The sequence below is a fragment of the Arthrobacter sp. N1 genome (assembly GCF_048288285.1).
Lineage (GTDB): Bacteria > Actinomycetota > Actinomycetes > Actinomycetales > Micrococcaceae > Arthrobacter_D.
Genome location: NZ_CP102608.1, coordinates 1,975,283 through 2,000,620, shown reverse-complemented (window position 1 = coordinate 2,000,620; position 25,338 = coordinate 1,975,283). Strand labels below are relative to the sequence as shown.

29 protein-coding genes and 1 tRNA gene are annotated in these 25,338 nt (G+C 66.2%); 9 read left to right on the top strand and 21 right to left on the bottom strand.

Annotation, left to right across the window (positions count from 1 at the left end):
* The first annotated feature begins 38 nt into the window (after positions 1-38).
* Positions 39-260: a hypothetical protein gene (locus NVV32_RS09135; protein ID WP_422389931.1), complete on the top strand. Its 222-nt coding sequence runs from the start codon at positions 39-41 to the stop codon at positions 258-260.
* Here NVV32_RS09135 and NVV32_RS09130 read toward each other — a convergent pair.
* From NVV32_RS09130 to NVV32_RS09115, 4 genes are read right to left on the bottom strand one after another with little or no spacing between them, the layout of a single operon-like run.
* On the bottom strand, positions 257-1,345 hold the full coding sequence (locus tag NVV32_RS09130) for a phage minor capsid protein (RefSeq protein WP_422389930.1): 1,089 nt from the start codon (positions 1,343-1,345) through the stop codon (positions 257-259). The two genes, NVV32_RS09135 and NVV32_RS09130, sit on opposite strands and share 4 nt — an antisense overlap.
* Positions 1,346-1,354: 9 nt before the next feature.
* Positions 1,355-2,929, bottom strand: a complete 1,575-nt coding sequence (locus NVV32_RS09125) for a phage portal protein (protein WP_422389929.1) — start codon at positions 2,927-2,929, stop codon at positions 1,355-1,357.
* Positions 2,930-2,938: 9 nt separating this feature from the next.
* Positions 2,939-4,213, bottom strand: coding sequence for a PBSX family phage terminase large subunit (locus NVV32_RS09120; RefSeq protein WP_422389928.1), 1,275 nt, complete (start codon positions 4,211-4,213; stop codon positions 2,939-2,941).
* Complete coding sequence (locus NVV32_RS09115; RefSeq protein WP_422389927.1) at positions 4,206-4,688, bottom strand: helix-turn-helix domain-containing protein; 483 nt, start codon at positions 4,686-4,688, stop codon at positions 4,206-4,208. The genes NVV32_RS09120 and NVV32_RS09115 overlap by 8 nt, the downstream gene beginning before the upstream one ends.
* Positions 4,689-4,745: 57 nt before the next feature.
* Here NVV32_RS09115 and NVV32_RS09110 point away from each other — a divergent pair, with 57 nt between their 5' ends.
* Positions 4,746-5,582 carry an HNH endonuclease signature motif containing protein gene (locus tag NVV32_RS09110; protein ID WP_422389926.1) on the top strand — a complete coding sequence of 279 codons (837 nt, stop codon included), beginning with the start codon at positions 4,746-4,748 and terminating at the stop codon, positions 5,580-5,582.
* A 275-nt stretch (positions 5,583-5,857) separates the two neighbouring features.
* On the opposite strand, the gene NVV32_RS09105 is transcribed toward NVV32_RS09110, so the two are convergent.
* The gene (locus NVV32_RS09105; protein ID WP_422389925.1) at positions 5,858-6,541 is read right to left on the bottom strand and encodes a hypothetical protein; all 684 of its coding nucleotides are present in this window, start codon (positions 6,539-6,541) and stop codon (positions 5,858-5,860) included.
* 228 nt (positions 6,542-6,769) lie between these two features.
* Here NVV32_RS09105 and NVV32_RS09100 point away from each other — a divergent pair, with 228 nt between their 5' ends.
* Positions 6,770-7,531: a hypothetical protein gene (locus tag NVV32_RS09100; RefSeq protein ID WP_422389924.1), complete on the top strand. Its 762-nt coding sequence runs from the start codon at positions 6,770-6,772 to the stop codon at positions 7,529-7,531.
* A 2-nt stretch (positions 7,532-7,533) separates the two neighbouring features.
* Here the strand turns inward: NVV32_RS09100 and NVV32_RS09095 are convergent, their stop codons facing one another.
* The 11 genes from NVV32_RS09095 to NVV32_RS09045 all read right to left on the bottom strand — a co-directional run bounded on the left by NVV32_RS09095 (position 7,534) and on the right by NVV32_RS09045 (position 16,095).
* On the bottom strand, positions 7,534-8,880 hold the full coding sequence (locus NVV32_RS09095) for a hypothetical protein (protein ID WP_422389923.1): 1,347 nt from the start codon (positions 8,878-8,880) through the stop codon (positions 7,534-7,536).
* A complete protein-coding gene (locus tag NVV32_RS09090; protein ID WP_422389922.1) occupies positions 8,877-9,671 on the bottom strand; it encodes a DUF4406 domain-containing protein in 795 nt (264 codons plus the stop codon). Before NVV32_RS09090 ends, NVV32_RS09095 begins: the two co-directional genes overlap by 4 nt.
* A gap of 223 nt (positions 9,672-9,894) precedes the next feature.
* On the bottom strand, positions 9,895-12,432 hold the full coding sequence (locus NVV32_RS09085; RefSeq protein WP_422389921.1) for a phage/plasmid primase, P4 family: 2,538 nt from the start codon (positions 12,430-12,432) through the stop codon (positions 9,895-9,897).
* Positions 12,433-12,529: 97 nt separating this feature from the next.
* Complete coding sequence (locus tag NVV32_RS09080; RefSeq protein ID WP_422389920.1) at positions 12,530-12,745, bottom strand: hypothetical protein; 216 nt, start codon at positions 12,743-12,745, stop codon at positions 12,530-12,532.
* Between the two features lie 84 nt (positions 12,746-12,829).
* The gene (locus NVV32_RS09075; protein ID WP_422389919.1) at positions 12,830-12,964 is read right to left on the bottom strand and encodes a hypothetical protein; all 135 of its coding nucleotides are present in this window, start codon (positions 12,962-12,964) and stop codon (positions 12,830-12,832) included.
* A gap of 155 nt (positions 12,965-13,119) precedes the next feature.
* Entirely contained in the window at positions 13,120-13,815 is a 696-nt protein-coding gene (locus tag NVV32_RS09070; RefSeq protein ID WP_422389918.1) for a hypothetical protein, read from the bottom strand.
* A gap of 31 nt (positions 13,816-13,846) precedes the next feature.
* Positions 13,847-14,683: a hypothetical protein gene (locus NVV32_RS09065; protein WP_422389917.1), complete on the bottom strand. Its 837-nt coding sequence runs from the start codon at positions 14,681-14,683 to the stop codon at positions 13,847-13,849.
* Between the two features lie 7 nt (positions 14,684-14,690).
* Positions 14,691-15,059: a hypothetical protein gene (locus NVV32_RS09060; RefSeq protein ID WP_422389916.1), complete on the bottom strand. Its 369-nt coding sequence runs from the start codon at positions 15,057-15,059 to the stop codon at positions 14,691-14,693.
* A gap of 120 nt (positions 15,060-15,179) precedes the next feature.
* Positions 15,180-15,395, bottom strand: coding sequence for a helix-turn-helix domain-containing protein (locus NVV32_RS09055; RefSeq protein ID WP_422389915.1), 216 nt, complete (start codon positions 15,393-15,395; stop codon positions 15,180-15,182).
* Between the two features lie 72 nt (positions 15,396-15,467).
* Positions 15,468-15,716, bottom strand: a complete 249-nt coding sequence (locus tag NVV32_RS09050) for a hypothetical protein (protein WP_422389914.1) — start codon at positions 15,714-15,716, stop codon at positions 15,468-15,470.
* An 82-nt stretch (positions 15,717-15,798) separates the two neighbouring features.
* The gene (locus NVV32_RS09045; protein WP_422389913.1) at positions 15,799-16,095 is read right to left on the bottom strand and encodes a helix-turn-helix domain-containing protein; all 297 of its coding nucleotides are present in this window, start codon (positions 16,093-16,095) and stop codon (positions 15,799-15,801) included.
* Between the two features lie 200 nt (positions 16,096-16,295).
* On the opposite strand from NVV32_RS09045, the gene NVV32_RS09040 reads away from it, so the two are divergent.
* From NVV32_RS09040 to NVV32_RS09025, 4 genes are read left to right on the top strand one after another with little or no spacing between them, the layout of a single operon-like run.
* Positions 16,296-16,748 carry a helix-turn-helix domain-containing protein gene (locus tag NVV32_RS09040; RefSeq protein ID WP_422389912.1) on the top strand — a complete coding sequence of 151 codons (453 nt, stop codon included), beginning with the start codon at positions 16,296-16,298 and terminating at the stop codon, positions 16,746-16,748.
* A 46-nt stretch (positions 16,749-16,794) separates the two neighbouring features.
* A complete protein-coding gene (locus NVV32_RS09035; RefSeq protein WP_422389911.1) occupies positions 16,795-17,196 on the top strand; it encodes an ImmA/IrrE family metallo-endopeptidase in 402 nt (133 codons plus the stop codon).
* Between the two features lie 4 nt (positions 17,197-17,200).
* Entirely contained in the window at positions 17,201-17,413 is a 213-nt protein-coding gene (locus NVV32_RS09030) for a DUF3263 domain-containing protein (protein ID WP_422389910.1), read from the top strand.
* Positions 17,385-18,497, top strand: a complete 1,113-nt coding sequence (locus NVV32_RS09025) for a tyrosine-type recombinase/integrase (protein ID WP_422389909.1) — start codon at positions 17,385-17,387, stop codon at positions 18,495-18,497. Before NVV32_RS09030 ends, NVV32_RS09025 begins: the two co-directional genes overlap by 29 nt.
* Before the next feature lie 142 nt (positions 18,498-18,639).
* Here the strand turns inward: NVV32_RS09025 and NVV32_RS09020 are convergent.
* A tRNA-Val gene (locus tag NVV32_RS09020) sits at positions 18,640-18,712 on the bottom strand.
* Positions 18,713-18,809: 97 nt separating this feature from the next.
* Complete coding sequence (rlmN, locus tag NVV32_RS09015) at positions 18,810-20,063, bottom strand: 23S rRNA (adenine(2503)-C(2))-methyltransferase RlmN (protein WP_422389908.1); 1,254 nt, start codon at positions 20,061-20,063, stop codon at positions 18,810-18,812.
* 242 nt (positions 20,064-20,305) lie between these two features.
* Here rlmN and gndA point away from each other — a divergent pair, with 242 nt between their 5' ends.
* A complete protein-coding gene (gndA, locus tag NVV32_RS09010; protein ID WP_422389907.1) occupies positions 20,306-21,745 on the top strand; it encodes an NADP-dependent phosphogluconate dehydrogenase in 1,440 nt (479 codons plus the stop codon).
* A 60-nt stretch (positions 21,746-21,805) separates the two neighbouring features.
* On the opposite strand, the gene epsC is transcribed toward gndA, so the two are convergent.
* From epsC to msrA, 3 genes are all read right to left on the bottom strand, one after another.
* Positions 21,806-22,393 carry a serine O-acetyltransferase EpsC gene (gene epsC, locus NVV32_RS09005; protein ID WP_422389906.1) on the bottom strand — a complete coding sequence of 196 codons (588 nt, stop codon included), beginning with the start codon at positions 22,391-22,393 and terminating at the stop codon, positions 21,806-21,808.
* Between the two features lie 92 nt (positions 22,394-22,485).
* Entirely contained in the window at positions 22,486-23,421 is a 936-nt protein-coding gene (cysK, locus tag NVV32_RS09000) for a cysteine synthase A (protein WP_422389905.1), read from the bottom strand.
* 110 nt (positions 23,422-23,531) lie between these two features.
* Positions 23,532-24,056, bottom strand: coding sequence for a peptide-methionine (S)-S-oxide reductase MsrA (gene msrA / locus NVV32_RS08995; RefSeq protein ID WP_422389904.1), 525 nt, complete (start codon positions 24,054-24,056; stop codon positions 23,532-23,534).
* A 142-nt stretch (positions 24,057-24,198) separates the two neighbouring features.
* On the opposite strand from msrA, the gene NVV32_RS08990 reads away from it, so the two are divergent.
* The gene (locus NVV32_RS08990) at positions 24,199-25,194 is read left to right on the top strand and encodes a Nif3-like dinuclear metal center hexameric protein (RefSeq protein WP_422389903.1); all 996 of its coding nucleotides are present in this window, start codon (positions 24,199-24,201) and stop codon (positions 25,192-25,194) included.
* The last annotated feature ends 144 nt before the right edge of the window (positions 25,195-25,338 follow it).

Genomic DNA, 25,338 nt, shown 5'->3' with positions numbered 1-25,338 from the left:
GCGCCACACAAGGTGGCGCCGACGAAAAGGGGATGACCATGACGGACGAAACGCCGAACGAAGCAGCGGGAACGCCTTCCACCAAGAAGCCGACAACAAGCACGCAGGTGGGGCAGGAGCTTCTCGAAGCCAAGTCGAAGCTGCTTTGGCACGTTCAGAACGAGAAGAACTGGTACCAAATCACATCGGCGGCCTACGCCTACGCTTTGATCAGCGGCAATCTGACCAATGCTTCTGCACCGTCCTATCCGGTGCGCTAGCGGTTTTTGATGCTCATCCGGTAGGCCAAGTTCTTCCGGCCGTTAGCTTCGCGCCAATCAGCAAACTCTGCTTGCTTGGCGCGAAGCTTGCCCCGCGTCTCAGCCGCCTTCGGACCGCCGAACTCCTTATCTATCGCGTCCCGACGCTTCAACTCCCGGATCCGCCGCTCAAACGCCCGCTGCTGCTGCCTGAGCGCATCACCCTCAGGGTCCTCGGTGTCCGTCATGGCCTTCGTGATGCCGGGCAGGTACACGGTGTGGGAGTGCCGGCAGTTCGGGTGGTAAAGGCCGCGGGTCTGTGCCTCAGCGAGCGAGGCGTAGACGGTCACTCCGTCCCTCAAGACCTCGCCGCCCGACGATCCCATGAGGGTGAGGACCTTGCCCTCGAACGGCCGGCAGATATTGCATTCCTCGGGGGCGTTGGACACGATGACCAGGTCCAGGCCGAGCTCGGTCAGCCGGTCCGACTGGCCTTGCAGGGCGGCTTTCGTCGCCGTCGTCCGGACGGCCATCTCCGCGTAGGACGCCATCTCCCAGTTCCTGTCAGAGGCGTCCTTGAAGCCGGTGACGCCCCGCTCGGTGAGCTTCACCAGGACGTCACGGGATGCGTCGCGGCGGGTCTGCGCGCCGGTGAGTACCTGCGCGGCGGTCTCGGTGATGGTCTGCTGGTAGACGTCGCGGACGGTGCGGCTGATGAGCCGGATCATGGGGTTGAGGCGGCCCATGGTCTCAGCGACGAGGGCGACGACCGCGCGCGTGTTCTGCGGGCCGTCCAACGCGCCCGCGCTGAGGCCGACGTCCTTGAGTTGCAGGCCGCCGGTGGCGATACCGCGGAGGTACGCGCCGTAGAGGGCTTGGTCGACGAGGATCGGGGTGTCGTTCTCGACCTTGGCCAGGGTGTCGTCGACGCCGGCCATGACGGTCCGGAGCTGATTGAGCTTCCGATTCGCCCAGTCGGGTTCGTCGCGCCCCTCAGCCAGGGCCTTGGCGATGCGGGCGAGCATGATCGCTTCCGCGGTGACGAAGAGCTCACGGACGCTTTTCGCCTTCTCTGCGGCTTCTTCCGGCCGGATCACTCGCAACACCCCCGCATCCTACTCAGGCGCCCTGACCGACGTGGAGAGCTGCTGCCCGTCCTCGCCGACCTCGTCCGGGTCAGCCAAGGGCGGCAAGCTGTTCTCCGCCCGGATCGTGTTCACCTCGATCAGGACACGCTTCTCATCCCAGTCGGGGTGCAGCTCCTCAACGCGGGTCTTCGTGGACCCGGACTGAGACGCGTACATGAGCTGCGCGTTCTGCGCCCTCACGCTCGTCGAGTCCTGGATGCTGTCGCCGAACTCGACGTCGACGAGGACGTCAGCCGGCACTGTGCCGCCGAAGATGCTGGCATCCATGAGGACGGCCTTGCGGAGGATGCGCTGCAGGCCTGCCTTGAACGTGCGGATCTTCCGGTCCCTCGTGAGGAAAGACCTGCGCTCCCTGGCAACGACCTCCGTGGCCGTCATGTTCGCGCCCCGGGTGTCGTTCTCCTCGCCAAAGGTCTGCGCTGAGTATCCGGCGGTCCGGTAGATCGTGGCGAGGAGCTGGTCGAACGTTCCCTTGTGCTCCTCGGTGCGGATCTTGAACTGCACCGACTCGAGGGACAGCTGATTGCTGTCCGCCCGGCCCGGTGCGGCGTTCACGGCCTCGTAGATGTCCTGGTCGATGTCGAACGCCGCGCCTTGGCCGGGTCCGATGACCTGCAGCATCGACTGGGGAACGATGAGGCGGGCCTTGCCCTGGCGGACGTCACGCATCCACGACGACATCGTCTCGTCGAGGGCGTCCATGTGCGCGCACACATTGTCGAGGTCGGACCGGCCGAGGTGCACGCCGATCGGGTGGTCCCGCCACGCCCTGTTCGGGGTCTGGTTGGCGATGTACTCGACGGCGAGGCCGGGGGTGCCGGTGCTGATGGTGCCGGCCTCGTTGACGGGCAGGTCGGCGGTGGCCGCGTGGTCGGCGAGGGCCATGGCCCGGCCGAGCTTGTCGGTGCTGCCCTGGTACAGCCCGTGAGCGATGACGCCGATGCCGAAGCTGTCCAGCTCGTGGCGTTCGAGGTGCCGCCACACGATCTGCCCGTCGGTCTTCACGACCCGCCAGAACGTCACTGCGGTGAGGATCCCCCAGGAAAACTCGGGGATGGCCTTGTCGGCGTCCATGGCGGTGATGAACACGTTCTTGCGGGTGCTGTCGTCCCAATTGGCTCGGAGGTAGACGCCGCCGAGTGCTGCGGCGGATTCAGCGGCGCCGGTGAGGAGCTGCTCGAAGTGTTCGTCGGCGATGAGCGCGAGGCGTTCGGTGGCCCGGGGGTTGTTGGCGGTGATGGTGGCCGGCTCGGAGAAGAGGAGGTCGGCCGATGCCTGGCAGATGTCGGAGGCGACGGGGACGTGGAGCTTGTGGAGGGGCTTCTCGAGGTTGGTGTTCTTCTTGCCCCAGAAGAACTTGGTGAACGCGCCCACGAGGCCTGTCCGGCCGGCGGAGGGACGGGTGCGGGGTGCGCCGGCGCCATAGAGCTCGTGGAGGCGGTCGGTGTCGTTGGACCACCAGGCCGCCCATTCGGTCATAGCGTTGAAGATGTCATGCATGTGGGCTGGGGGCCAGTTGGTGCCGTTCGGGGGCAAGGGCATGCGTGCCTCCTATGCGGCGAGGTCGAAGAGAAGTCGGTCGATGTACGGGCGCCAGTTCGTCTCCGTCGTCGCAACCGCGTACCGGGCCCCATCGAGGCGGTGGTCAGCGGTCTTGAGCGGGACGTCCTTGCCCTTCTCGGTCTGCTTGGGGTCCCACGAGTAGCCGGGCACCTCACGGATGAACCCGTCGCACCTCGAGGACACCAGGAGGGCGCCGGCGGACAGCAGGGACGCCATGGTGCGGATGCCGTAGGTGACGTCGTTGTCGGCGTTGACGACGTTCGTGATCCCGTCCGCGGCGAGCTGCACCTTGAACGACGCGGCGGCCGGGTCGACGAGCGTCCATTCGGGGACGAGCTGATTGACGTAGGGCAGGTGCGCGCCGCCAAGCCAGCCGCGGATGCCGCGGGACAGCTGCTCATCGGTCTGCCGGAGCTGCGACGTTGCCGGGTCGTAGTCCCACTCGTCGAGGAGGTACAGGCGATTGTCGACGCCGAGGCCGAGCATCTCCGCGGCGGTCGCGTTCGTGGTCCCGTAGTCGATGCCGGTGCCGAGGATGCGCTGCATGGGTGGCAGGGCCTCCCAGGGGATGACGTGCTTGTCGGGGTCCCACATGTCGAAGATCGCGCCTTCAGCGGCGACCCATTCGCCAAGGACGTTCCGGCGGTAGAAGAGGCCGGTGTTCTCGCGTCGGATCGCGGCCTTGCGTTCCTCGGACAGCATGGGGTTGTCGTCGAGGACGAACTTCCAGGTCCGCCAGTCGAAGAGTTCGGTGAGGCGGTCGAGGAAACGTCGCTTCAGCCAGTGGGCGGGGTTGTCGGGGTTCGTGGTCCCGAAGAGTTTCGCGCCTTCCCACAGCCGGTTGAGGAGCTGGGTGAAGAAGTCTTCGCGGAGGAGGGTGAGTTCGTCGACGTACGCGCCGGCGCAGGTGAGGCCACGCAGGACGTTCTCGGAGCGGACGTCGGAGGACCCGAGGACCCAGACCTTCCGGCCGAGGATGTACCCGTAGTCGGCGCCGGCCGTGTAGGTGACGTGCTTGCTGATGGGCCCGAAGATGTTGGGGTCCATGAGGGGCGCGAATACGTTGCGGGCAGCTGAGCCGCGGGTGCGGGAGACGACGACAAGCTCGCCGCGGATCGTGGATGTCGCGATGTAGAGGAGCCAGCGGAGGAGGGAGGCGATGGTCTTCCCGGAGCGGACGGACCCTTCCCAGATGTTGACGCGTCCGGTGCTTTCCTGAACGCTGGCGAGCTGCTTGGGGGACAGGGGCATCGTCTCAAGCATCGGTGACTCCGAGCTTCTCGGCGAGGCTGGTGAGCATGTTCACGACGGCGCCGTTGCCGTTGTCGGTGTCCATTTTCACGAGTGCTTCGTGGCGTTGCACGGCGATGGCGACGGCGTTCATGATGTTCCGCTTGTCGCCGAATTGGGGTTCGTCGAGGGTCACTTCGGCGAGGGTGTTGTCCTTGCCTCCGAAGTTGACCAGGCGGGCTGGCTGCCAGAGTTGGGCGCGGAGGCGGAACGCGTCGTCGAGGAGGAGTTCGGCGAGTTCGGCGCGGCGGGCCTTGGCGTCGACGACTTTCGCCCTAGTCGCGGCGGCTGTGGCGGTTCGATCGAAGTTGAGGCCCTCTGCCTTACAGATCCTGGACACTGAGGATGCGCTGATGCCGGCTTCGCGGGCTATCTGGTTGCGGGTATGACCGGCGGCGTGGAGGGCGACGATGGTGTTGCGTTGGTCATTGGTGAGGGGTGCGGGCACAGCATCGTCACCCCTCAGTGTCTAACTCAAGCAAGCGGCAAGCCATAGCATCATTGGATGGATCGCGAACAAATACCGAACGGCATCAAGAGGCTGGTTCGGCAAAACTGTTATTTTGGCTGCGTAATGTGCGGATCTCCGATCTTCGACTACGAGCACATCTACGGCTATGAGCAGACGGGCAACGACCCAGATGCGATGACGCTTCTATGCCCCGCGCATCACCGAGAAAAAACAGCAAAGCGTCTGCCGATCGAGATCGTGGAGGCTGCTACCCGCCGGCCTTTCAACCAACCGCACCGTCTGGGCGCGGGACATCCGCTGTACTTCGATGCCGAAAATTTCTCGGTTGTCTTCGGGAACATGGCCTGCACAAATCAAGATCAAGAAGACGCAACGAGGCTTGCGCTCGTCGTAGATGGCAAGAATGTTTTTGGCGTTCGTCGCACCGAAGGCCACCTGGAGTTGGACATCACCCTCCGTGATCGGAATAACGTCCCGTTCCTGATTGTCCGGGGAGGAGAGCTGCGACATGCTGCCCAAGCTTGGGACGTGGAGTTCTCCGGGCAAACTCTGATCGTCCGATCGGCGTCAAGGCAGGTCATGCTCCGCATGAGCTTGAAGCCACCTGGCGAGATAGTAGTCGAGACTGCCCTAATTTGGGCGAATGGCTACCTGTTCAAAATTGGCAAGGCGTCTTCGCAGGGAGGACTCGAATTCGTCAACGGTGAGTTCACCGTCGCGAATCTGACGGTGCAAGGCGCTTACGTCATCAGTGCTGGCGCACCTCAACCCGAATCAGGCGTTTTCCTGCGTTTCCGCGACTCAGTGAAGCGCAGTTATGGCGCCTTCCCTTGCCCTGTTGGAGCCTTCAACGCGGAGACCGGAAGGTGAGCTAGCTGGGGAGGCAGTGGTGGTGGTGTGCGTGCGCAGGAAGGACCATGGCAGCCCTGAGGGAGGCACCGCGATGGAAAAAGGGCCGGCCCTACCTTCGGCTATCTATGATCGTGACGCTTCGCGGGTTCACCGTTGACGCACGCACACCAGGCTCAAGTGGGTGGAGCCCCGCACCAGTGGAAGATGGTCTGCGGGGCTCCGGAGCTGAATCAGTCGATTCTTATCGAATGGTACGCGGAATACCGGTAGTTGTCACGCGCACCACACACCAGTTAGGGCGCGCCGGCAGGCTTCTTACGGCCGCGCCCACGCTCCTGCATCGTGTGCCACGCATCCACAACCTGGCCGACCCTGTACGTCGCCCTGCCGTGCTCGTCCACGCACCGCGTGATCAGGCCCTTCTTCCACCAGTACCGAATGTCATCGCGGGTGACCTGCACCTGGAACGAGGTGAGCGCCCGGCTGATCTGCTCGGCGGTCTCGACCTGGCCGGCAATTGCTTCGAGCGCGGACCTCCGGCGGGCTGCGATGTCCCACGTAGTCCCGCACACCCGGCAGTGGATCTGCACGTCGTGCTCAGCCGCCCACAGCTCCTCGAAGCACTCCACGTCCTCAACGATCGCCCCACATGGACCCGTGTACACGCGGGGCGCGTTGTGGTCCATCATCCGCCTCGCCACCGTCACGGCCTCGGCCAGCTCGTTGGCGAGAAGGACGAGCTCGTCGAAGCGCAGCAAGTTCGGCAGGTTCAAGACAGCGAGACGGGCCAGCATATACAAGCTATGCTCTGCCGCCGGCGGTGCTTCGGTGAATGCCCTGGTCGCGTCGAAGAGCCTCTGTAACCCGCCGGCGGCATGGAAGTTCACCGGCAGCGGTGGCGCCGTCGACGCACGCCCAGGGCCGCCACTGGTGAGCCGGTCCTGCCGCATCACCATCACCTGCAGATCAGCGCCCACGCCAGGCACCTGCCCCAACCTCGCCCGCAGCGCACCGACGCACACTGCGCACAACACCGACCGCGTCGCACCCAAAGGCCGGCTGCACTGACACGTACGCTGCGCCGCCGACCGCCCGCGCGATACCTCACCTTGGACCGGACCAAGATCTAATGTGCTGTCCATGAGAAAGTGCTCCTAGGAATGTAGACGAGTAAGTAGCTGAATGGCTCGGGAAGTGAGTGAGCGTTGAATGATCCGGAATGGACTTTGTTGCAGGCCGTTCTTCGCCGCATACTCAAGGGTTGCTGCTTCCCTGAGGGAACGACGGCAATGGGAACTAGCGGCTGGGAAGCCGTTTGGAGCGGAGCCCTTGGAACGGTGCCGGGAGCTTTGATCTCGGCCGTAAGTGCAGCGGTGGTCGCAGTTTTCGTGCTTCGACGATCCAATGAGGCGCAAGTGCGCTTGGCTGGAGAAGCAGTCGAGAAGCAACGCGAACGTGATCAAGCAGCAGCGGAGGAACAAGGGCAGCGATTTCGTTCCGAGCTCGGGGCGTCGGAGCGACGTCACAAAGAAGCGCTGAAAGCTCAGAAAGATGCAGCACTCTTGAGTATCACCGCGCAAAAAGCAGAAGCGAGGAGAGGTCGCGAGTTCCAGGCTGTGGCGGAGATCGCTGCTATATGCGCTGAAATGAGTCAGGTTCGATCTCTGAACGCGCTGCACGTGCGTCGGCGGGAATTGGACATCGCCTTTCTGAAACTGACGCTCGAGTTGCAGGACATCAAAGTCGATCTTGTAGTGCGAAGGTGGCCGAAGCATCTCTTTGAGCTCGCCGAGAGGTGCATCGTCAGTCCCACTCGTGAAGAGGAAGAAGAACGAGATTGGGCATTCCGACAAATCGAGGCCCTCTGCAGTCAGTGGTACAACTTCCGGGGGTTTCAAAATTTGAGTGAGGAGCTTCGACCAGTTCTTGACTACCAGGCTTATTTGAAACGAAGTGACGGTCATTAGAGTCATGCTTCGAGTCTCATTGCGGGGAGTTCGATCTTGGCCAGGGCGTCGAGGCGGGCTTTCGGGAGCGAGGCTTCCATGGGTTGGCCGGTGAGGCGGCGTCCGATGGCTAGGAAGATGACGGCGTCGGCGATGTCGTTGCCGGTGATGTCGAGGTGGGGGTAGGTGCGGATGGCGGCGGCGAGGACGGCGTCCTTTCCGGCGTCCTTCCCGCCGCCTTTGCCGGTGGCGTACTTCATGCGTTGGGCTGGGCTGACGGGGATGATCGTGCAGGCTTTGGCGTGGAGCTGCTGGTAGACCATCCACCAGAGGCCGGCGCGGTCGTGGGTGCCGGCTCCGCTGCTGGCGTATGAGGGTCCTTCTACGATGACGAGTGCCCCGTTGGGGGCGTGGGCTGCGATGTCTTGGGCGAGTTTGCGGAGTCGTTGGGCGCGTTGGTCCCAGGTGGCTCCTGCTTTGCCGGTTGAGCGGACCCTGCTGGTGATGATCTGGCCGTGGGTGTGGTCTATGGCGATGCCTGTGCTGGCGAGGCTGAGGTCGAGGCCGACGATCGGCTGGTTGGTGGTCATGCTGCTTGGCTCCTTCGGGTGTCGGTGCGGGTTGCGAGGCGGGCTGCGAGGTCGATACCGGCCGGCCCTATGAATGGTCTGGTCGAGGGTGTTTCGGGTGACGTCGAGGCGGGACAGAAGCTCGTCGTAGCCGGCCCCGGTGTCGAGGAGGTGTTCGAGGTCTTCGAGGCGCTGTTCGGTGGGTGACGTCGTCCTAGTCAGAAGGTCGAGGCCTTGCGGCATAGCTGTGGGGTCGTCGATTTTGTCGTCGTCCCATGCGAGTGGGGGAGCGTAGCCGAGCTTCTTGGCCCAGCGAACGGTCTTGTCGGATGGGCCCCGCTGGTTCCAGTGCTCGTTGTAGGCGGTGACGATGGCGTCGTGTTTGGCCTTCGAGATCCAGTCGCCTACTTGGTGGAGGGCATTGGAGCTGGGGGAGCCAATCCAGACGCTGATGTCCTGGTGGCGCCATCCGATGGCGAGGAGGGCTTGGATGCGGCGGCGGCCGCCGATGTTGGGGACGAAGCCTTCTTTGAGGGTGCGGTCGTAGATGTTTGAGGGCTGGACGGCGAGTATCGCCGTCTCTGTGGTGCGTTGGATGAGGGCTTGCTTGCGGGCGCGGATGTTGCTGATGACGCCGGGGGTGAGTCCTGCGAGTTCGGCGATGCCTCGGAGTGAGAGGCCGGCGGTGCTGAGCTGATCGACATGAGCGGCTGCTGGTTCAGAGGGAACGCGTCGGGTGAGTCCGTGTGACCGGTCGTAGCGCCATTGCTTGTTGTACCGGTACAGGTCGGTGGTGGTCATGCTGCACTCTCCTCGACGGCGTGGAGCCACTCGGTGAGGTCGCGGATGTCGAGGCCGAGTTGCTGCCCGATGTGGACCTCGAGGGTGGCGCCGCGGCTGTGGAGCCAGCCGGGGAGGAGGACGATGCCGGTGGCGCGGATGAGCTGGTTGATGCCGTTGCGCATGTAGGCGTCCCAGGTCGTGGTCTCGTCGACGTAGTCGTAGACAGCGGTCTCCTCGACGTCGCTTCGGACGGGGTTTAGGACGTCGTAGCCGGCGGCGCGGAGCTCTACTTCGGCGGCGTTGAATGCGGGGTAGTTGCTCTCCTCGATGCCGGTCATGGGTCCGGCTATGTGGAGGACTTTGGGGTTAGAAGGGGCAGTCATCGGTTGTCTCCTGTGGTGGGGTGTAGAGGCTTGCCCAGGGGAGGGGGGTGCCGAGGGGCGGTGGCAGTGGTGTGCGGGGACGACGAGGTGTGTGCGGGCTGGTTGGGCGGTGATGTCCCATTCGAAGCGTCGGTGGCCTTGGAGTCCTTGGTGGGTGCGGTTGAGGTGGATGGTGGGGCGGGCGAGGATGGCGGCTGCGACTTCTTGGTTGGGGTCGAGGCGGGTGGTGTCGGCGTGCCAGGTGGTGACTTGGTCGTGGCCGGTGAGGATGGGGTGTTTGCAGCGGTCGCAGGGGTGGAGTTTGGCGAGGCCTGAGCGGGGTGGTGGTTGGTGGTTGTCGAGGTTGTGGGCGAGCCAGGCGGGGAGAACGCGGGCCCAGGCTGGTAGCTCGTCGGTGGTGTGGAAGAGCGCGGCCTGGGCAGTCATGGGGTCCGCCTGCTGCGTGACGGTAGTGACAGTTGTGACGCGTCTTTCCTAGTTCCTCGGCGGAACATGTGTGCGTATGCATGCGCGTGTATGGGCTGGATATGGGAGAAAACTGTCACAACTGTCACAAGTGTCACGATTCGGATGTTTTTGCAGGTCAGAGGCGTGACAGTTCCAGTGACAGATTTGGGTGTGGTGACAGATTCGGGGCTGGTTTGGATGCTCATGAGGGGTACCGGCGGCCGTCGATGAGGTCGAGTTGCTCGGCGGGTGACGGATCGTCGGGGTCTGGTGACAGGTTGAGGAAGCGGATGCCGGAGTAGAAGCGGGCGGTGTTGGAGCGCTGCGCGGACACCCGGAAGCGTGATGTCAGTGCGCTCGTGAAGGCCTTGGGGGAGACGGGCTCCTCGGATTCGCGGCGGCACCAGGTCTCGTACTCGTGGCGGAGCTCGCTGACGCGGATGTGCATGAGCTGGTCGTTGGATGGGCCGAGCTCGCAGCATTCTTCGACGAACCGGCCGACGCTGTCCTGCTCGTTTGCGTAGTCGGCGGTGGCAGCTTTCACGGACTCAGGTTCGGTGAGGCCTTGCTCGAAGTAGCTGGCGGCACCCTGGATGAACCACGCCAGGATGCCTGGTCCCTCTTCGGCCGCCATCCTGTTCTCGAGGTCGGCGATGCGCTTCTCTGGCGGCACGGTGTGGATGAAGGGCAGGAGTCGGATGCGGCGCCAGAACGCGGGCCCGCCGGCCTTCACACCGGGCTGGTGGTTGGCGAGGAGCCAAAGTGTGTGGGTGGGGACGAAGCTGAACCAGTCCTGGCGCATGAAGCGGCCGCTGATGACGTCGCTACCGGTGAGTTGCTTGATCTTGGCTTCAGCGAAGTTCTTGCCGTCTTCGAGTTCGCTGGTGACGACGACGCGCGCGCCGGCCAGTCGGGCGAGTTCGGTGGGGTGGCCGGGATGGTGGGTGGCGAGCAGCATCTCGGCGGGGGCGCTGATGGAGTATCCGTCGTCGCCGATGCCGATGATGCGTTGGAGGAGTCCAAGGAGGGTGGTCTTGCCGTTGGCTCCGGAGCCGTGAGCGAAGGGGAAGATTTGCTCGAGGACGGTGCCGACGAGGCTGATGCCGAGGAGTTTCTGGACGTAGGTGGTGAGGTCGGGGTCTCCGGCGAAGGTGTCGGCGAGGAATTGGTGGAAGAGGGGTGTGGGCATGGTGGGGTCTGGTGCGACGGCGGTGGATCGGGTGTGGAGGGCCTCGGGGTTGGGCGGTGCGATTTCGCCGGTGCGGAGATTCACGACGCCGCCGGGGGTGTTGAGTTCGTAGGGGCGGGCGTCTAGGGCTGCCAGGTGGGCGACAGTGCGCTGGTCGGACTGGGCGAGGGACACCATGGAATCGATGCCGCGGCGGGAGAGGGAAACCTGTTGGTGCTTCTGTTCGTGCTTGTCGTCGGCGGGGAGATTGCGGGCGATCTGGCGGGCGAGTTCGCGGACCGCTTGGGCCTCGTCCCATCGCCATCGATGGCCGTCCCAGGTGAGCCATTGGCCGCGTTGGGGGACGTATCGGATGTTTCGGTGGTGGGCGTCGACGAGGCGGAGGGCGTTGCCGTCGTCGGTTTCGGAGTAGGCGCGGGGCAAGTGGTGCACGGTGCCCAGGGCGAGGGTGCCGTCGGTTACGGATGCGACTGCCGGAGCTGGGGTGGGCGCGGCCGGGGCGGGGCGGGTTGGGTTGCCGAGCTGCTCGAGGTCCATGACGACGTCGTCGGCAGGCCGGAGGTGCTGGGGACGTTCCCCGAACCCGGAGTCCTTGAGGGCGCGCGCGGCTGCGGTGTGGTCCCCGCCGTGATGGAGGAGGGCGTAGGCCCCGAACTTCGTGTAGGGGATCTCGTGCTGGAATTCGGTGCTGGTCGTGAACACGTAGAGGCGGTCGCGGTCCTCGGCGCGGCCGGTGGTCGCGGAGAAGCCGGGGTCGGTTTTGCCTGGGCGGCGCCAGTAGCGGGTGCGGCCTGCCCCGTACACGAGGGTCCAGCCGGCGGGGGTGAGGATGTCCGCCCAGTCGGTCTTGGCTTCGTAGTCGTCGCCGGGCTTGATGCCGTCGCTGCTCAAGGGGGCGGCACCGGTGAGGGCCTGGTCGAGGATGGATGGCTGCTCGACCTGATGGGGTTCGTACTCGTTGAGGGTGCCGAAGATGAGGTGCAGCTGCTCGCGTTCGGCGGGGGTGATGGTGGGGACGGTGGCGGGTCCGCCGGCGAGGAGGGTCCAGGGCTTCCCGGTGGGGTGGACTGTGCCTGCGGAGGGTGCGAGGACGACGAAGCCGGCTTCGCCGCGGGTTTCGGCTGTGGTCTCACGGGTGGCTGCTTGGGCGAGTTTGGTGTTGCCGGGGAACTTCCCGTGGTCGGGGGTCCAGGCGAGGCGGTAGAGCCAGTGGTAGCCGCCGGAGGGGGAGAGTTCGAACCAGCCGGCGGTGACGCGGTCCCAGAGGTTGGCGAGGCCGGAGGCGTGGGCGAGGTCTTTGAGTTCGATGACGCGGTGGGCGGCGCGGCCTTCGACTTCGAGCATTTCGAGGTGGCCGCTGATGGTGCCGGTGACGATGCCGACGCCGAGGTCGCCGGTGGTGAACCAGCGGTGGATCTCTTCGGTGGTGGCGCGGCTGGTTTGGTAGTGCTTCCACTGGCCGAGGGGGCGTTTGGTGCCGTCGGTGTTGACGGGGACGACGCTGATGCCTTGGGCGTGGAGGTTGAGGGCTGTTTCGAGTGTGGTGGTCATACGGCTTGCGCCCTCCTGGTGGTGCTGGTGGTGTGCGAGGTGCTTTGTGCCCTGCCCGGGGCTTGCGTCCGGGTGCCTGCTGGTCAGGGCGACTCGACTAGAGGTCGAGCGTTCTCTTGAGGTGCTGCTCGCAACGCTGGCGCTGCTCGTCGGTGAGGGTGGCGCTCCTCAGGAATTGGACTTGCGTCGCCTGCCGCGTTTCGTAGGCCAGGCCCAGCAGCGCATGGGCTACGGCTTTGACAGCGTTCACCCCTTCATTGCCGTGGGCGTTGCCGAGGTAGTGCTCTGCGTTGCCCTCATGCTCGTTGAGCATCTTTCCTCCACTTCATCGACCAGATTTGACCTGCTTGCCTCCCTGGCTTCGAGGAGAAACATGCGTAGACGGAACCGTGGAGGCTCATCGCTCTGCCGGGTGGAGGGCTTCGAGGCCGTCGAGGTTGTCGAGGTGGGAGTAGTAGCCCGGGAGGGTGGGGATGTCGCCGATGAGGAGGCGCGCCCATGCGCGGGCCCGGCGTCGGAGGAGGTCAGCCACGGCGGCTGATCACCCGCCAGATGAGGACGAGGGCGATGAGGCGGGCCCGCGCGAGGGGGTTCATGGGGATTCCTTCCGGAGGGGTGGGTGTTGCGCCGGGCCAAGGGGCTTCCCCTCCGCCGAGGCCCGGCGCAACAGTCTGGGGTGGCGGCTGGTTAGGCTGCCTGGCTCTTGAGAGCCGCGATGACGACGGGGTCGAGGCCGGTGTTGGCCGCGATGGTCTGGTCGTCGATGCCGAGGGCGATCAGCTGGCGTGCTGTGGCGATCGGGTCAGGGGCTGCTGCGGGTGCGGGGACCTGCTGCACCGGGGGAGCGGCCTGCACGGCGGGCTGCGGTACGGCCTGCTGTGCGACCGGCTGGGGCGCCTGCTGGGGCGGAAGCTCCCCAGTGCTGGTGTCCGCGCCCATGGCGTCCAAGGCGGACGCCTGGGCGGGCTGGATGGAGTACCGGTAGAGCTTGGTGTCCGAGCCCTGCGAGGAGGGCTTGGTGCCGGTGAACTCCGCACCGAAGGTCCCGCCCGGGGCGAGTGCCTGAGACACCTTCGCGCAGCCAGCGCCGCGGACGGCTTCCATGAGAGCTTCCTTCCAGACGCCCCACGTCTTGATGTAGATCCCACGGATGCCCTTGTCGTCCTCGTTCTCGCGGATGTCCGTCTGGATGCTGACGACGATCTGCTCCTGCGGTCGTCCGTCATCCCAGAACTTGGGCTTTCCGGAGACGAAGTCCTTGATCTGCTGGACGTCGGCGCTGAGGATGATGCCGGCGACCCGGCTGCCGAGGGGCGATTCCTTGGTGAACGCGGACTTCGCGCCGCCGCCGGAGAGTGCTTCGTCGATGTGGTCGAGGTTCATGGTGGTGCCTGCTTTCGTGTGGGTGCTTGTGCTATTTGCGGGCCAGGTCCGAGAACTCGTCGTCTCGGGCCTGGGGTTTGTAGTCCGGGAATCGCTCGCAGTCCCGGCAGTTGGCGTAGCGGGGGAGGTTGGTGATCCACCCGTCCACTGCTTCCTGGCCGATGGTGCGGAGGGCCCGGATGTTGAGGGCGAACCGGTTGGCGCGCGCCAGGGCGTTTTCGGCGACGGCGCGGTTGTGCGGTTCGGTCCACCACACCGCCTGAGCGAGGCTCATGGCGTTGCGGGGGAGGTAGGCGATGCTGACGTGGCGGATGTCGAAGCCTTCGTCACACAGGCCCTTGGCGTAGAGGTGGGCTTGTGCCCGGTACACCTCGGACGGCCCCCTGCGGGCGGCGTCGAGGGTGGTCTTGCCGACGATCTTCCAGTCGACGGTCATGCCGGTGGCGAGGTCGGTGAGGTCCACGGACCCCCAGATGTCCTCGCCGTCGATCTGGCCGACCATGGTCCGGTGTTCGCCGAGGTATCGCAGGCCGGTCGTGTTGATGGCGTTGCGGTGGATCTCGTGGTTGATGAACATGTCCTCGAGCGCCGAGTGCACGGCGGTGCCGATAAATGGCAGCCATGGCACGTCCTTCTCCGTTGACGGCCAGCCTGCGAGCTTCGCGGCGAGGCAGTGGTCGCAGGGGGTCCCGATTTCGCTGGGCCCGATGCGTTTCTGCAGGCTGCGGGGCTGGTGCAGGATGGCGTGCTCGATGAGCGCGCGTGCTTCCTGCAGGCCGGCCCTCGGGTTGATGCCCTGGTAGGCCCCGTAGCGGGGCGACTCGATGCTGTAGTCGAAGTCCGCCGGCGGCTCGAACGTGATCGTCATGACGAGCTCAGAGGACCTTGACGGACGGCGCGGACTGCTTCTGGAACTCGGCGAGGTCCCGGCCGGCGACGAGCATGTGCGCCTTGAACCGCTCGGTGTCGACGGCCCGCTTGTAGATGGTGTCGCCGAACGTCTCGGGCGGGAACGCCTCGGCGATCTTCTTCGCGTCCAGGGTGTTGGTGACGGTGACCCGGATCTTGAAGTCGCCAGCCACGTAGTCGCCCTTCTCGGGGTGACGTTCAGCGATGCGGGCCTTCGCGTCCTTGAGGCGCATCGTCAGGTTCTCGATGTGCTGCTCAAGGGTGGCGACCTCGGCGGCGTCGCGGATGTCTTGCTCGACGGCGGTGAGGGGGCTATTGGTGTTCTGCGTGGTCATGATCTGACTCCTGTACTGGTGGGGTGGTTGCGGGTCGCTGGTCAAGCCAGCGTTTGATCTCGAACATCAGGGTGAAGATCACGCCGATGAGGAGGAGGACGACGATGCTGTCGGGGAGGGTCATGCGGCCCGGGCCGGTGCTTGTGGCTGCCGCGCCTTGTACTCGGTGACCGCGGTGGCGGGGATCCGCCAGGGGCTCGTCTGGCCGCCGGCGCCGGTCTTGAACGCTCCGGGGAAGTAGCCGCGGCGGATGAGGTCGGACGCCCTGACGGGGTGGACGCCGATCTGATCAGCGAGTTCCTTCACGGACAGGTCGGGTGACGGTCTGATTGCCAAGGGTCCAACCTCCTTTCGGGTCTCGCTTCGGTGATGGTCGGCGGTAGATGCCGGGTGCGGTGGTGCGGGGGTTCATGCGACGGGGGCGAGCGGTGCGGGCGCCGGCGCCGGAGAAGGGGGAAGGCTGCTAAGGACCATCCGGTGTGGGCGGTGCTTGGCGAGGCCGCGGCGCAGGCGGTCCTGCTCCTTCTGCCGCTGCCCGCCGGGGTAGCGCTTGGCCCAGTACTCGAAGTAGCCGGTGGTGTCCGTGAGCGTGGCGGTGTGCTTGCCCTGGCGGGAAGCGATCGAGACGACGTTTGACGGGGTGCTGGTCTGAGACACGAGGTATGCTCCTTGTTGGAAACGGATTGCTGCTGATGTGGTGGTCGGGGCCCTCACCTGTTGGCTCAGGTGGGGGCTTTTTCTATGCCGCCCGGAGGTGGCGTGTGGTGCTCGTTGCAGGTTCCACCTTGGGCAAAAAAAGAGTGCAGGTCGGCAGGCCCAGGGCCTTCTCGATGCGCTTGGCCGTCTCGCTGCTGGTCGTCGTCCGACCACCGGAGCGGAGATGCCCGATCGTTGCTTTCGAGCGTCCGATGCGCGCCGCGAGCTCGCTGTTGCTGAGGTTCTGGTGCTGCATGTGGCGTGCCAACGCCATCTGGCTGATGAGCTCCACGTAGAACCTTCCTTCCCTTGCTCTGCTGATGGGGATGATCTTCGCCATGCTGTGTTCCTGTCCTTGTAATCGTACTGGTGTGTGGTGCGTGTAGCAAGTGCCAATGTAATCGGTATCGGTTACAGCCGCAAGCCCAGTTCTCCGCGCCGATATGCGGGAACCACTACTTACAAGCGTGTGATTTGTAACCGGCGCGGTTACTCTGGGGTGTTGACGGCAAGCTGGCGCATGAAGGAACTCTTGTAACCATGAGAAGAGACATCCCACAGGAGTGGGTCGAACTGATGAGCCGTCGCGGAATAGGCTCCCTGCGCCAGCTGGCGGCAGCATCCAACATCTCGCACACCGCAATCGCCAGGATCGTGCACGGCGAAGGAACCGCGAAGGACGAGAGTCTTCAGCAGCTTGCCGCCGCCCTCCAGGTTCCGCCAGCCACGGTTTACGCGATCGTCGGCGCACGGGTGTCCGGCGACCTCGACCCGTACACGCCGCCGGCCGAAGCGGCCAGGCTGTCGCCCAGGGAGCGAAAGGCGGTCGATGAGCTCATCCGATTGCTCGTCGATCAGAAGCCACTCACCAACGACGTACCACTGCCCAAGGACGCGTACAGCCTCGCCGCGAGTAAGGGCCCGAACCGCGGCCGTGCCGCGAAGGAAGACGCTGACGCCCTCGGCGAGGAGTCGCAGGACCCTCAGGGATAGTTGCCTCTGAGCAATAACGTCACCGCCGGATCCTACGGTGGCAGGCATGGTCTCACACCCGTGGCGAGAGCTTCGCCATTTACCCCACATCCGCGTGTCGTACGTCGACATGCCCGCCCCGTGGTGCGCGATGACCAACGGCGTCGACCTGATTTGGATGGACAAGCACCTCTACCAGGTCGAGCGCCGCGTGCACCTCCAACACGAGCTCGAGCACATCAAGCGAGGCCACCGCGGACATCAGCCGCCGGCCATCGAGCTCGGCGTGCGCATCACCACCGCCCATAAGCTCATCACGTTCGAGGACCTGATGAAGGCGCGCGCCTGGTCCGGGCACAACTACACCGAGATGGCCGACGAGCTTTGGGTCACCCCGGAGGTTCTGTTCGACCGCATCAACTACCTGAAGGGGGAGGAGCGCCGTGCCTTCGACGCTTTCGACGACTGATCGGATGATCCTCGACATGGAGGCCCGCGCGTATAGGTATCCCGGGCGGAAGGAAGCCGACACCCGCGACCTGCTCTCCTTGTCACCCACCCACTACTACCAACGGTTGAATGCCCTGCTCGACAACGAGTCCCCACTGGCGCACGCTCCGATGATGGTCAACCGGCTCCGGAAGAGGAGGGTGAGTCGTGGCGCGCGTCGTCGATCTCTGGCATAACCGGGACCGGACTCGCACCTCGAGGTACGGCACGGGGCAGCGGTGGCAGGCTGTGTGGTTCGAGGACGGGAAGCCGCGGAAGAAGTCCTGTCCGACGAAGGCCGCTGCCGAGGAGCATCTCGTGTGGGTGACCCATCAGCAGAAGACCGGCGCTTACGTGTCCGCGGACCGCGGCCGGGTCTTCGTGCGCGACCTACTCGATGCGTGGATGGACGCGCAGGTGCATCTGCGAGCGTCCACCGCGGCGGCCATGCGCTCCGACGTACGTGCGACGATCCTGCCCTACTGGGGTGACAGGGTCCTCGCTGACATCACGAAAGACGACGTGCAGCGGTGGGTAGCTGGCATGGGTAAGGCCGCACGGACCGTGGACACCATCCATGGACGGCTCAACAACTTCCTGTCCTGGTGCGTGGACCAGCAACGCATCACCGTGAACCCGGCCCGGGGCGTGAACCTGCCCCGCGGAGCGAAGCGTGAGCACCAGTTCCTCACCGTCGCTCAGGTCCGCGCACTCGCGGAAGCGATCGACGGCCGCTACGCGGACCTGGTGTGGCTGCTTGCAACGACCGGCATGCGCATGGGGGAGGCGTGCGAGCTCCGGTGGAAGGATGTGGATCTGCGGCGCCGGCGGCTGACTGTGGCGCGCGCGGTGGTGTTCGTTCAGGGGAGGCCTGTGGTGGGCCCGCCGAAGAGCGGGAAGCCGCGCACAATTCCGCTGACGACGATGGCCGCGTCGGTCCTGGCCGAGCGCAGGGGGACAGCTGGCGGGGACGAGCTGGTGTTCACGACGTCGAGGGGGATGCAGGTGCGGGCGAACAACTTCAAGCGCCGGCACTTCGACGACGCGGTCGCGCGGGTCAACGGCGTGCCCGACGGTGCGCGGGTTCCGGCGGGCCTGTGGGTGCACGACCTGCGGCACACGGCTGCTTCATGGGCGGTGCAGTCGGGCGCGTCCGTGAAGAGTGTGCAGCGGATGCTTGGGCACGCGACGGCGGCGATGACGTTGGACGTGTATGCAGGCCTGTTTGACCAGGACTTGGACGACGTCGCGGTCCGGCTCGACGCTTTGCTGGCTGCGTGAGTCGTGGCGTCTGTGTGGCGTGTCAGTTGTTGCAGGATGTTGCTACTCGTTGCAAATACGGGGGAATCGTTCAGTCGTTGCGGACAGTAGAAAACCCCGCCGTTTCAGGGTGGGGGCCTTGAAACGGCGGGGCTTTCGGCAGTGGGTCCTACCGGGATCGAACCGATGACATCCACGGTGTAAACGTGGCGCTCTACCAGCTGAGCTAAAGACCCATCGAACCTGATGCCGCCATCGGATCCTGACGGACGGGCTGCATCACGAGGACCGACTATACCGGCACGCCGAGTGGTCGCGCCACTCAGACGATCGCTATTCGCCCGCCGCGAGCTGCCCGCAGGCGCCGTCGATCTCCTTGCCGCGGGTGTCCCGCAGCGTGGTGGGGATACCCGCGGCGCGCAGCCGGTTGATGAACTCCGTCGAGACGCTCTTCTCCGACGCGGTCCAGATGGAACCTGGCGTGGGGTTGAGGGGGATCGGATTGACGTGTACCCATCCGCGTCCGCGCTGGTTCAACTTCTTGGCGAGGAGATCGGCCCGCCAGGCGTGATCGTTCATGTCCTTGATGAGCGCGTACTCGATGCTCACCCGGCGCCCCGTGGTCCGGTAGTAGTTGTACGCGGCGTCCAGGGCCTCGTCGACCTTCCAGCGGGTGTTGACGGGGATCAGTTCGTCGCGCAGTTCGTCGTCGGGTGCGTGCAGGGACAGGGCGAAGGTCACGGGGAGGTTCTCCGCGGCCAGCTTGTCGATCGCAGGCACGAGGCCCACCGTCGACACGGTGATGTTCCGCGCGGACATACCGAGGCCCTCGGGGGAGTCGTCGACGAAGCGGTGCAGGGCCGCCATGACCCGCTTGTAGTTGGCGAGCGGCTCACCCATCCCCATGAACACGATGTTGGTGACGCGGTCGGCGTCGTGCCCACCGTCGGTCCGCAGATCACCCAGCGCACCCTCGGCGAGGGCCCGGTTCGCCGCGACGACCTGATCCACGATCTCCGCCGTCGACATGTTGCGGGTGAGGCCGGCCTGGCCCGTGGCGCAGAACGGGCAGTTCATGCCACAGCCCGCCTGCGAGGACACGCAGAGCGTGACGCGGCCCGGGTACCGCATGAGCACCGACTCGACGAGGGCACCGTCGAACAGGCGCCAGAGGAACTTGATGGTGTCGCCGTTGTCCGTCGTCAGGCGCTTCACCTCGGTGAGCAGCGGCGGGAACATCGCCGCCACCAGCTCCTCGCGACCGGCCTTCGGAAGATCGCTCATCGCGGCGGGATCCGTGGTGTAGTGCGAGAAGTAGTGGGTGGAGAGCTGCTTCGCCCGGAAGCCCTGGTGCCCCAGCTCCTTCAGGCGGTCCTGCCGCTCAGCGAGCGTGAGATCGGCCAGGTGCACCGGCGGCTGACTGACGCGCGGCGACTTGAACTGCAGCAGAGGCCGGCCGTCGCTCGCCACGATGGGCTGCGCACCTTCGACTTCTGGGCGCACCTGAGGGCGCGCCGTGGCGGGGGCGGGGGCGGGGGCGAGGGCGGGGGCAACGGGGGCAACGGGGGTAACGGTAACGTCGGACATCCCTACCATTCTTTCACGGATGGCGCCAGCGACCCAGCCGGAGCAGCTGTCGATCGGGACACATGTCCGGCGGTCCCGGAATCGTCGCCCGACGAAACAAACCGTCCCCGCAGGCCGGCGGTGTAGCGGCAGGTGTCGCGACGGTAATAGTGTGAAAGCGACCGGACGGCCCGCGCGGAGACGCGCCGAGCACCGGCACCTGCAGCGCACATGCATGCAGCTGACAAACGACGGAGAACACATTGAGCGCACAGATCGGCGTCACAGGCCTGGCAGTCATGGGAGCGAACCTGGCCCGGAACCTGGCCCGCAACGGGTACACCGTGGCCCTGCACAACAGGTCCATCGAGAAGACCGACACCCTGCTGGAGAAGCACGGCGGCGACGGCGAGTTCATCCGGACCGAGACACTGCAGGAACTCGTCGATTCCCTCGAGAAGCCCCGCCGGGTGCTCATCATGGTCAAGGCGGGCAAGCCCGTGGACTCCGTCATCGACCAGCTCACGCCGCTCCTGGAGCCCGGCGACATCGTGATCGACGGCGGCAACTCCCACTACGAGGACACGCGCCGCCGCGAGGCGGCCCTGTCGCAGCAGGACCTGCACTTCGTGGGCGTCGGCGTCTCGGGCGGCGAGGAGGGCGCCCTCCTCGGCCCGTCGATCATGCCCGGCGGATCCCGCGAGTCCTACGACTCCCTGGGCCCGATGCTCGAGAAGATCTCGGCCAAGTACAACGGAGAGCCCTGCTGCCGCTGGATCGGCACCGACGGCGCCGGCCACTTCGTGAAGATGGTGCACAACGGGATCGAGTACGCCGACATGCAGGTCATCGGCGAGGCCTTCGACCTCCTGCGCTCCGGCGCGGGCATCGAGCCCGCCGAGCAGGCGAAGATCTTCACGGACTGGAACTCCGGCACCCTGTCCTCCTTCCTGATCGAGATCACCGCAGAGGTCCTCGGCCACATCGACGGGCGCACGGGCAATCCCTTCGTGGACGTCGTCGTCGACTCGGCGGGTCAGAAGGGCACCGGCCGCTGGACGGTCGTGTCAGCCCTCGAGCTCGGGAGCCCCACGTCGGGTATCGCCGAGTCGGTGTTCGCCCGGGCGCTGTCCTCGCAGAAGGATCAGCGGGTGCCCGCCCAGGAGATGCTGCAGGGCCACGAAGCGACGGTGGAGCTCCCCGAGAGTTTCGTCGAGGACGTGCGGCTCGCCCTCTACGCCTCGAAGCTCGTCAGCTACGCGCAGGGCATCGACATGCTCACGGCGGCCGCGAAGGAGTACGGCTGGGACCTGAAGCTCGACGAGATCGCCTCGCTGTGGCGCGCGGGCTGCATCATCCGGGCGGAACTGCTGGACGACATCATGAAGGCGTACGCCGTGGCCGACGAGCGTCCGGCGAACCTGCTGCTCGCACCGGCCTTCACCGAGGCCATCGCCGGTGCGGTCCCCGCCTGGCGGCGGGTCGTCTCGACCGCCGTCCAGCTCGGCATCCCCGTGCCGGTCTTCTCGGCATCGCTCGCGTACTACGACGGACTGCGCCGCCCCCGCCTGCCGGCCGCGCTCACCCAGGGACTGCGGGACCTCTTCGGAGCGCACACCTACAACCGCGTGGACACCGAGGGCACCTTCCATACCCTGTGGGGCGAGGACAAGTCCGAGATCGAGGCCGTCGACACCCACTGACGGCACGCTGAACGCAGGGAGACCCCGGACCGTGGTCCGGGGTCTCCCTGCGTCCGAGGCTCAGATGTAGATCGCGGGGTCCACGTACTCGGCCGGATCCACCGCGGGCTGGGTCTCGCGCCGCGAGTCGCGGTGGCGGAACGTCGCAGGGATCCCCGTCACGATCGAATCCGGCGGGGTGTCCTTGACGACGACGGCGTTCGCGCCCACCGCGCTGCCCGCGCCGATCGTGATGGGACCGAGCACCTTGGCGCCGGCCCCGATCGTCACGCGGTCACCGATCGTGGGGTGGCGCTTGACCTTCTCGAGCGATCGTCCGCCCAGGGTCACGCCCTGGTACAGCATGACGTCGTCGCCGATCTCGGCCGTGCCGCCGATGACGATACCCATGCCGTGGTCGATGAAGAACCTCCGGCCGATCGTCGCCGCCGGATGGATCTCGACGCCGGTCAGCACCCGAGTGAGTTGCGAGAGTACCCGCGCGGGAAAGCGCAGGCCCTCGGTACGCCACATGCGATGCGTGAGGCGGTGGACCCAGATCGCGTGGAGGCCCGAGTACACGACGGTGTTCTCCACGTCTCCACGGGCGGCCGGATCATGAGTGCGCGCCGTCTCGAGATCCTCGCGCAATCGTTCTAGAAAACTCACCGGCTACCTTCGCATGGGTGGTGGTGGTGCTGCATCGACGGGTCGTGATGTCAGCGGATCGGAGCGGCTGTCCGGGATGGTCCGCGGCCGGTTCAGCCGCGGATGTCGTCGAAGAGCACCGTGGAGATGTAGCGCTCGCCGAAGTCGCAGACGATCGCCACGATGAGCTTACCGGCGTTCTCGGGCCGCTTCGCGAGCTCGAGAGCTGCCCACACGATCGCGCCGGACGAGATCCCCCCGAGGATGCCCTCCTGCGTGCCGAGCGCGCGTGCCACGCGGACGGAATCCTCGACGGTGGCGTCCAGCACCTCGTCGTAGGCGTCGCGGTCCAGGTTCTCCGGGATGAAGTTGGCGCCGAGGCCCTGGATCTTGTGCGGTCCGGGAGCTCCACCGTTGAGGATGGGCGAGTCGGCGGGCTCGACGGCGACGATCTGCACGCCGGGCTTGCGTTGCTTCAGCACCTGGCCGACGCCGGTGATGGTCCCGCCGGTGCCGACGCCCGCAACGAAGATGTCGACTGCGCCGTCCGTGTCCTCCCAGACCTCCTCGGCGGTGGTGGCACGGTGGATGGCGGGGTTGGCCGTGTTGGCGAACTGCTGGGCCCAGATGGCGTTCTCGGTCGAGGCGACGATGTCCTTGGCCCGCTCGACGGCGCCGCGCATCCCTTCGGAGCCCGGCGTCAGGACGATCTCCGCGCCGTACGCGCGCAGCATGACCCGGCGCTCGGTGGACATGGTCTCGGGCATCGTCAGGATCACCTTGTATCCCCGGGCGGCGCCGACCATCGCGAGGGCGATCCCGGTGTTCCCCGACGTGCCTTCCACGATGGTGCCACCCGGGCGCAGTGCGCCGGCCTGCTCGGCGGCATCGATGATGGCGACGCCGATGCGGTCCTTCACGCTGTTCGCAGGGTTGTAGAACTCCAGCTTGACGGCGACCTGCGCATCGAGTCCCTCGGTGAGGCGGTTCAGGCGCACGAGGGGAGTGCGTCCGACCAACTGGGTGACGTCGTCGTAGATCTTTGCCATGCGGGGCCTGCCTGTTCTGGAGTCGGGAGGAGGGGTGTCGTCACGGCGGAGGCCTTCGGACCATCCGCCGTGACGACGGCGGTCAGCCTAACGGCTGGAGGCCCTGCCGCCTACGCGGCGAGCCACTGGGAGTAATACTTCCGAGCCTTGGACAGCTTCGGATTGATGATCACCTGGCAGTATCCCTGCTCGGGGTGCTTGGCGTAGTAGTTCTGGTGCCAGTCCTCGGCCACGTGGAACTCGGGCAGCCTGCTGACCTCGGTGACGATCGGGTTCTTCCAGTTCTCCTGGTTCCGCGCGATCGCCTCCTCGTAGACCGCCTTCTGCTCGGCGTCCTGGTAGTACATGACGCTGCGGTACTGCGTGCCGACGTCGTAGCCCTGGCGGTTGAGCGTCGTGGGGTCATGGGAGACGAAGAACATGTCGAGGATGACGTCCTCGGGGATGACGGTCTCGTCGAAGCTCACCGCGACGACCTCCGCATGGCCGGTCATACCGGAGCAGACGGAGTCGTAGTCGGGATGCTTCGTGTGGCCACCGGTGTAGCCCGAGACGACGTCGGTCACGCCGCGGGTCTTCTGGTAAAGGGCATCGAGGCACCAGAAACAGCCCCCTCCAAGCACAAATGTCTTCATGACTGTGTCAATGCGCGGCGCGCACCGAAGATTCCCGCGGCGGATCAGCCCGCAGTGAAAGCGGACTGCGTCCGGCAGGAGCTCCGAGGCGGGTCCGGCGGTGAGTTGGAGGGCCGTGCGGCGGACGGGTATTACTGGTGGCATGGACAACAACGAGCACGACGCCGGCGTCGCCCCCTCGACGGAGGAGGAGACCAAGCAGACTCTCCAGGGCGACCCCACGGCACCCGAGGGCCCCGGCTCCGACGCCGCGCCGGAGGCCGACAGCTCCCGCGCCGGGCTGGTGACCGACAGGACGGCGACGCCGACCGTCGGCGATGTCCTCGTCGCCATCGAGGAGTTGTGGCCGGAGAGCCTGGCGGAGGGGTGGGACGCCGTCGGCCTCGTGGCCGGGCGGTCCGGGAACCGCGTGGGGAAGATCCTCTTCACCGTCGACCCGACCGCCGCCGTGCTCGACGAGGCGCTCGGCTGGGGTGCGACGATGATCATCTCCCACCATCCCCTCCTCCTGAAGCCGGTCTCCTCGGTCGCCGCCGCGGGCTTCAAGGGCGAAGCCGTCCACCGCCTCATCGAAGCCGGCTGCGCTCTCGTCACGGTGCACACCAACGGCGACAGCGCCGTCGGGGGCGTCTCCGACGTCCTCGCCGACGCACTCGGCCTGCAGGACGTGCAGCCGCTCACCCGCGCCGCCGAGGGCCTGCCCGAGGAGGGCATCGGGAGGGTGGGCGATCTCGCCGCCCCGGCGACCCTCGGAGATTTCGCCGCCTCGGTGTTCTCGATCCTCCCCGCGGTCGCCGGTGGCGTCCGGGTGGCAGGGGACAAGGACGCGCTGGTCCGGCGCATCGCCGTCTGCGGCGGCGCAGGGGACTCACTGTTCGACAGCGTCCGGGCGAGCCGCGCCGACGTCTACGTCACGGCGGACCTGCGCCACCACCCCGCGTCCGAGGTGCGGGAGGCGGCCGCCGGCGCCGCACCGTACCTGATCGACGTCTCCCACTTCGGCAGCGAATGGTTGTGGCTCACCCCCGCGGCCGACGCCCTCGGCAACGTGCTGTCGGACCAGGGCTTCAGCACCGACATCCGTGTCAGCGGCGTCAACACCGATCCGTGGGACTTCGTCCTGACCCCGGGCCACTGAGCCGCCACCGAGCCGCCGCTGCCCCCCGGGCCGCTGAGCCGCCGCAGGCCGTCGTCGTCCGTCGCGCGGTCCACGCTCGCGGCCTGCCGCCCGTCGGGCCGCCCACGCCGTGCACGCCCGCACCGTGGCCTAGGCTTGGACGAC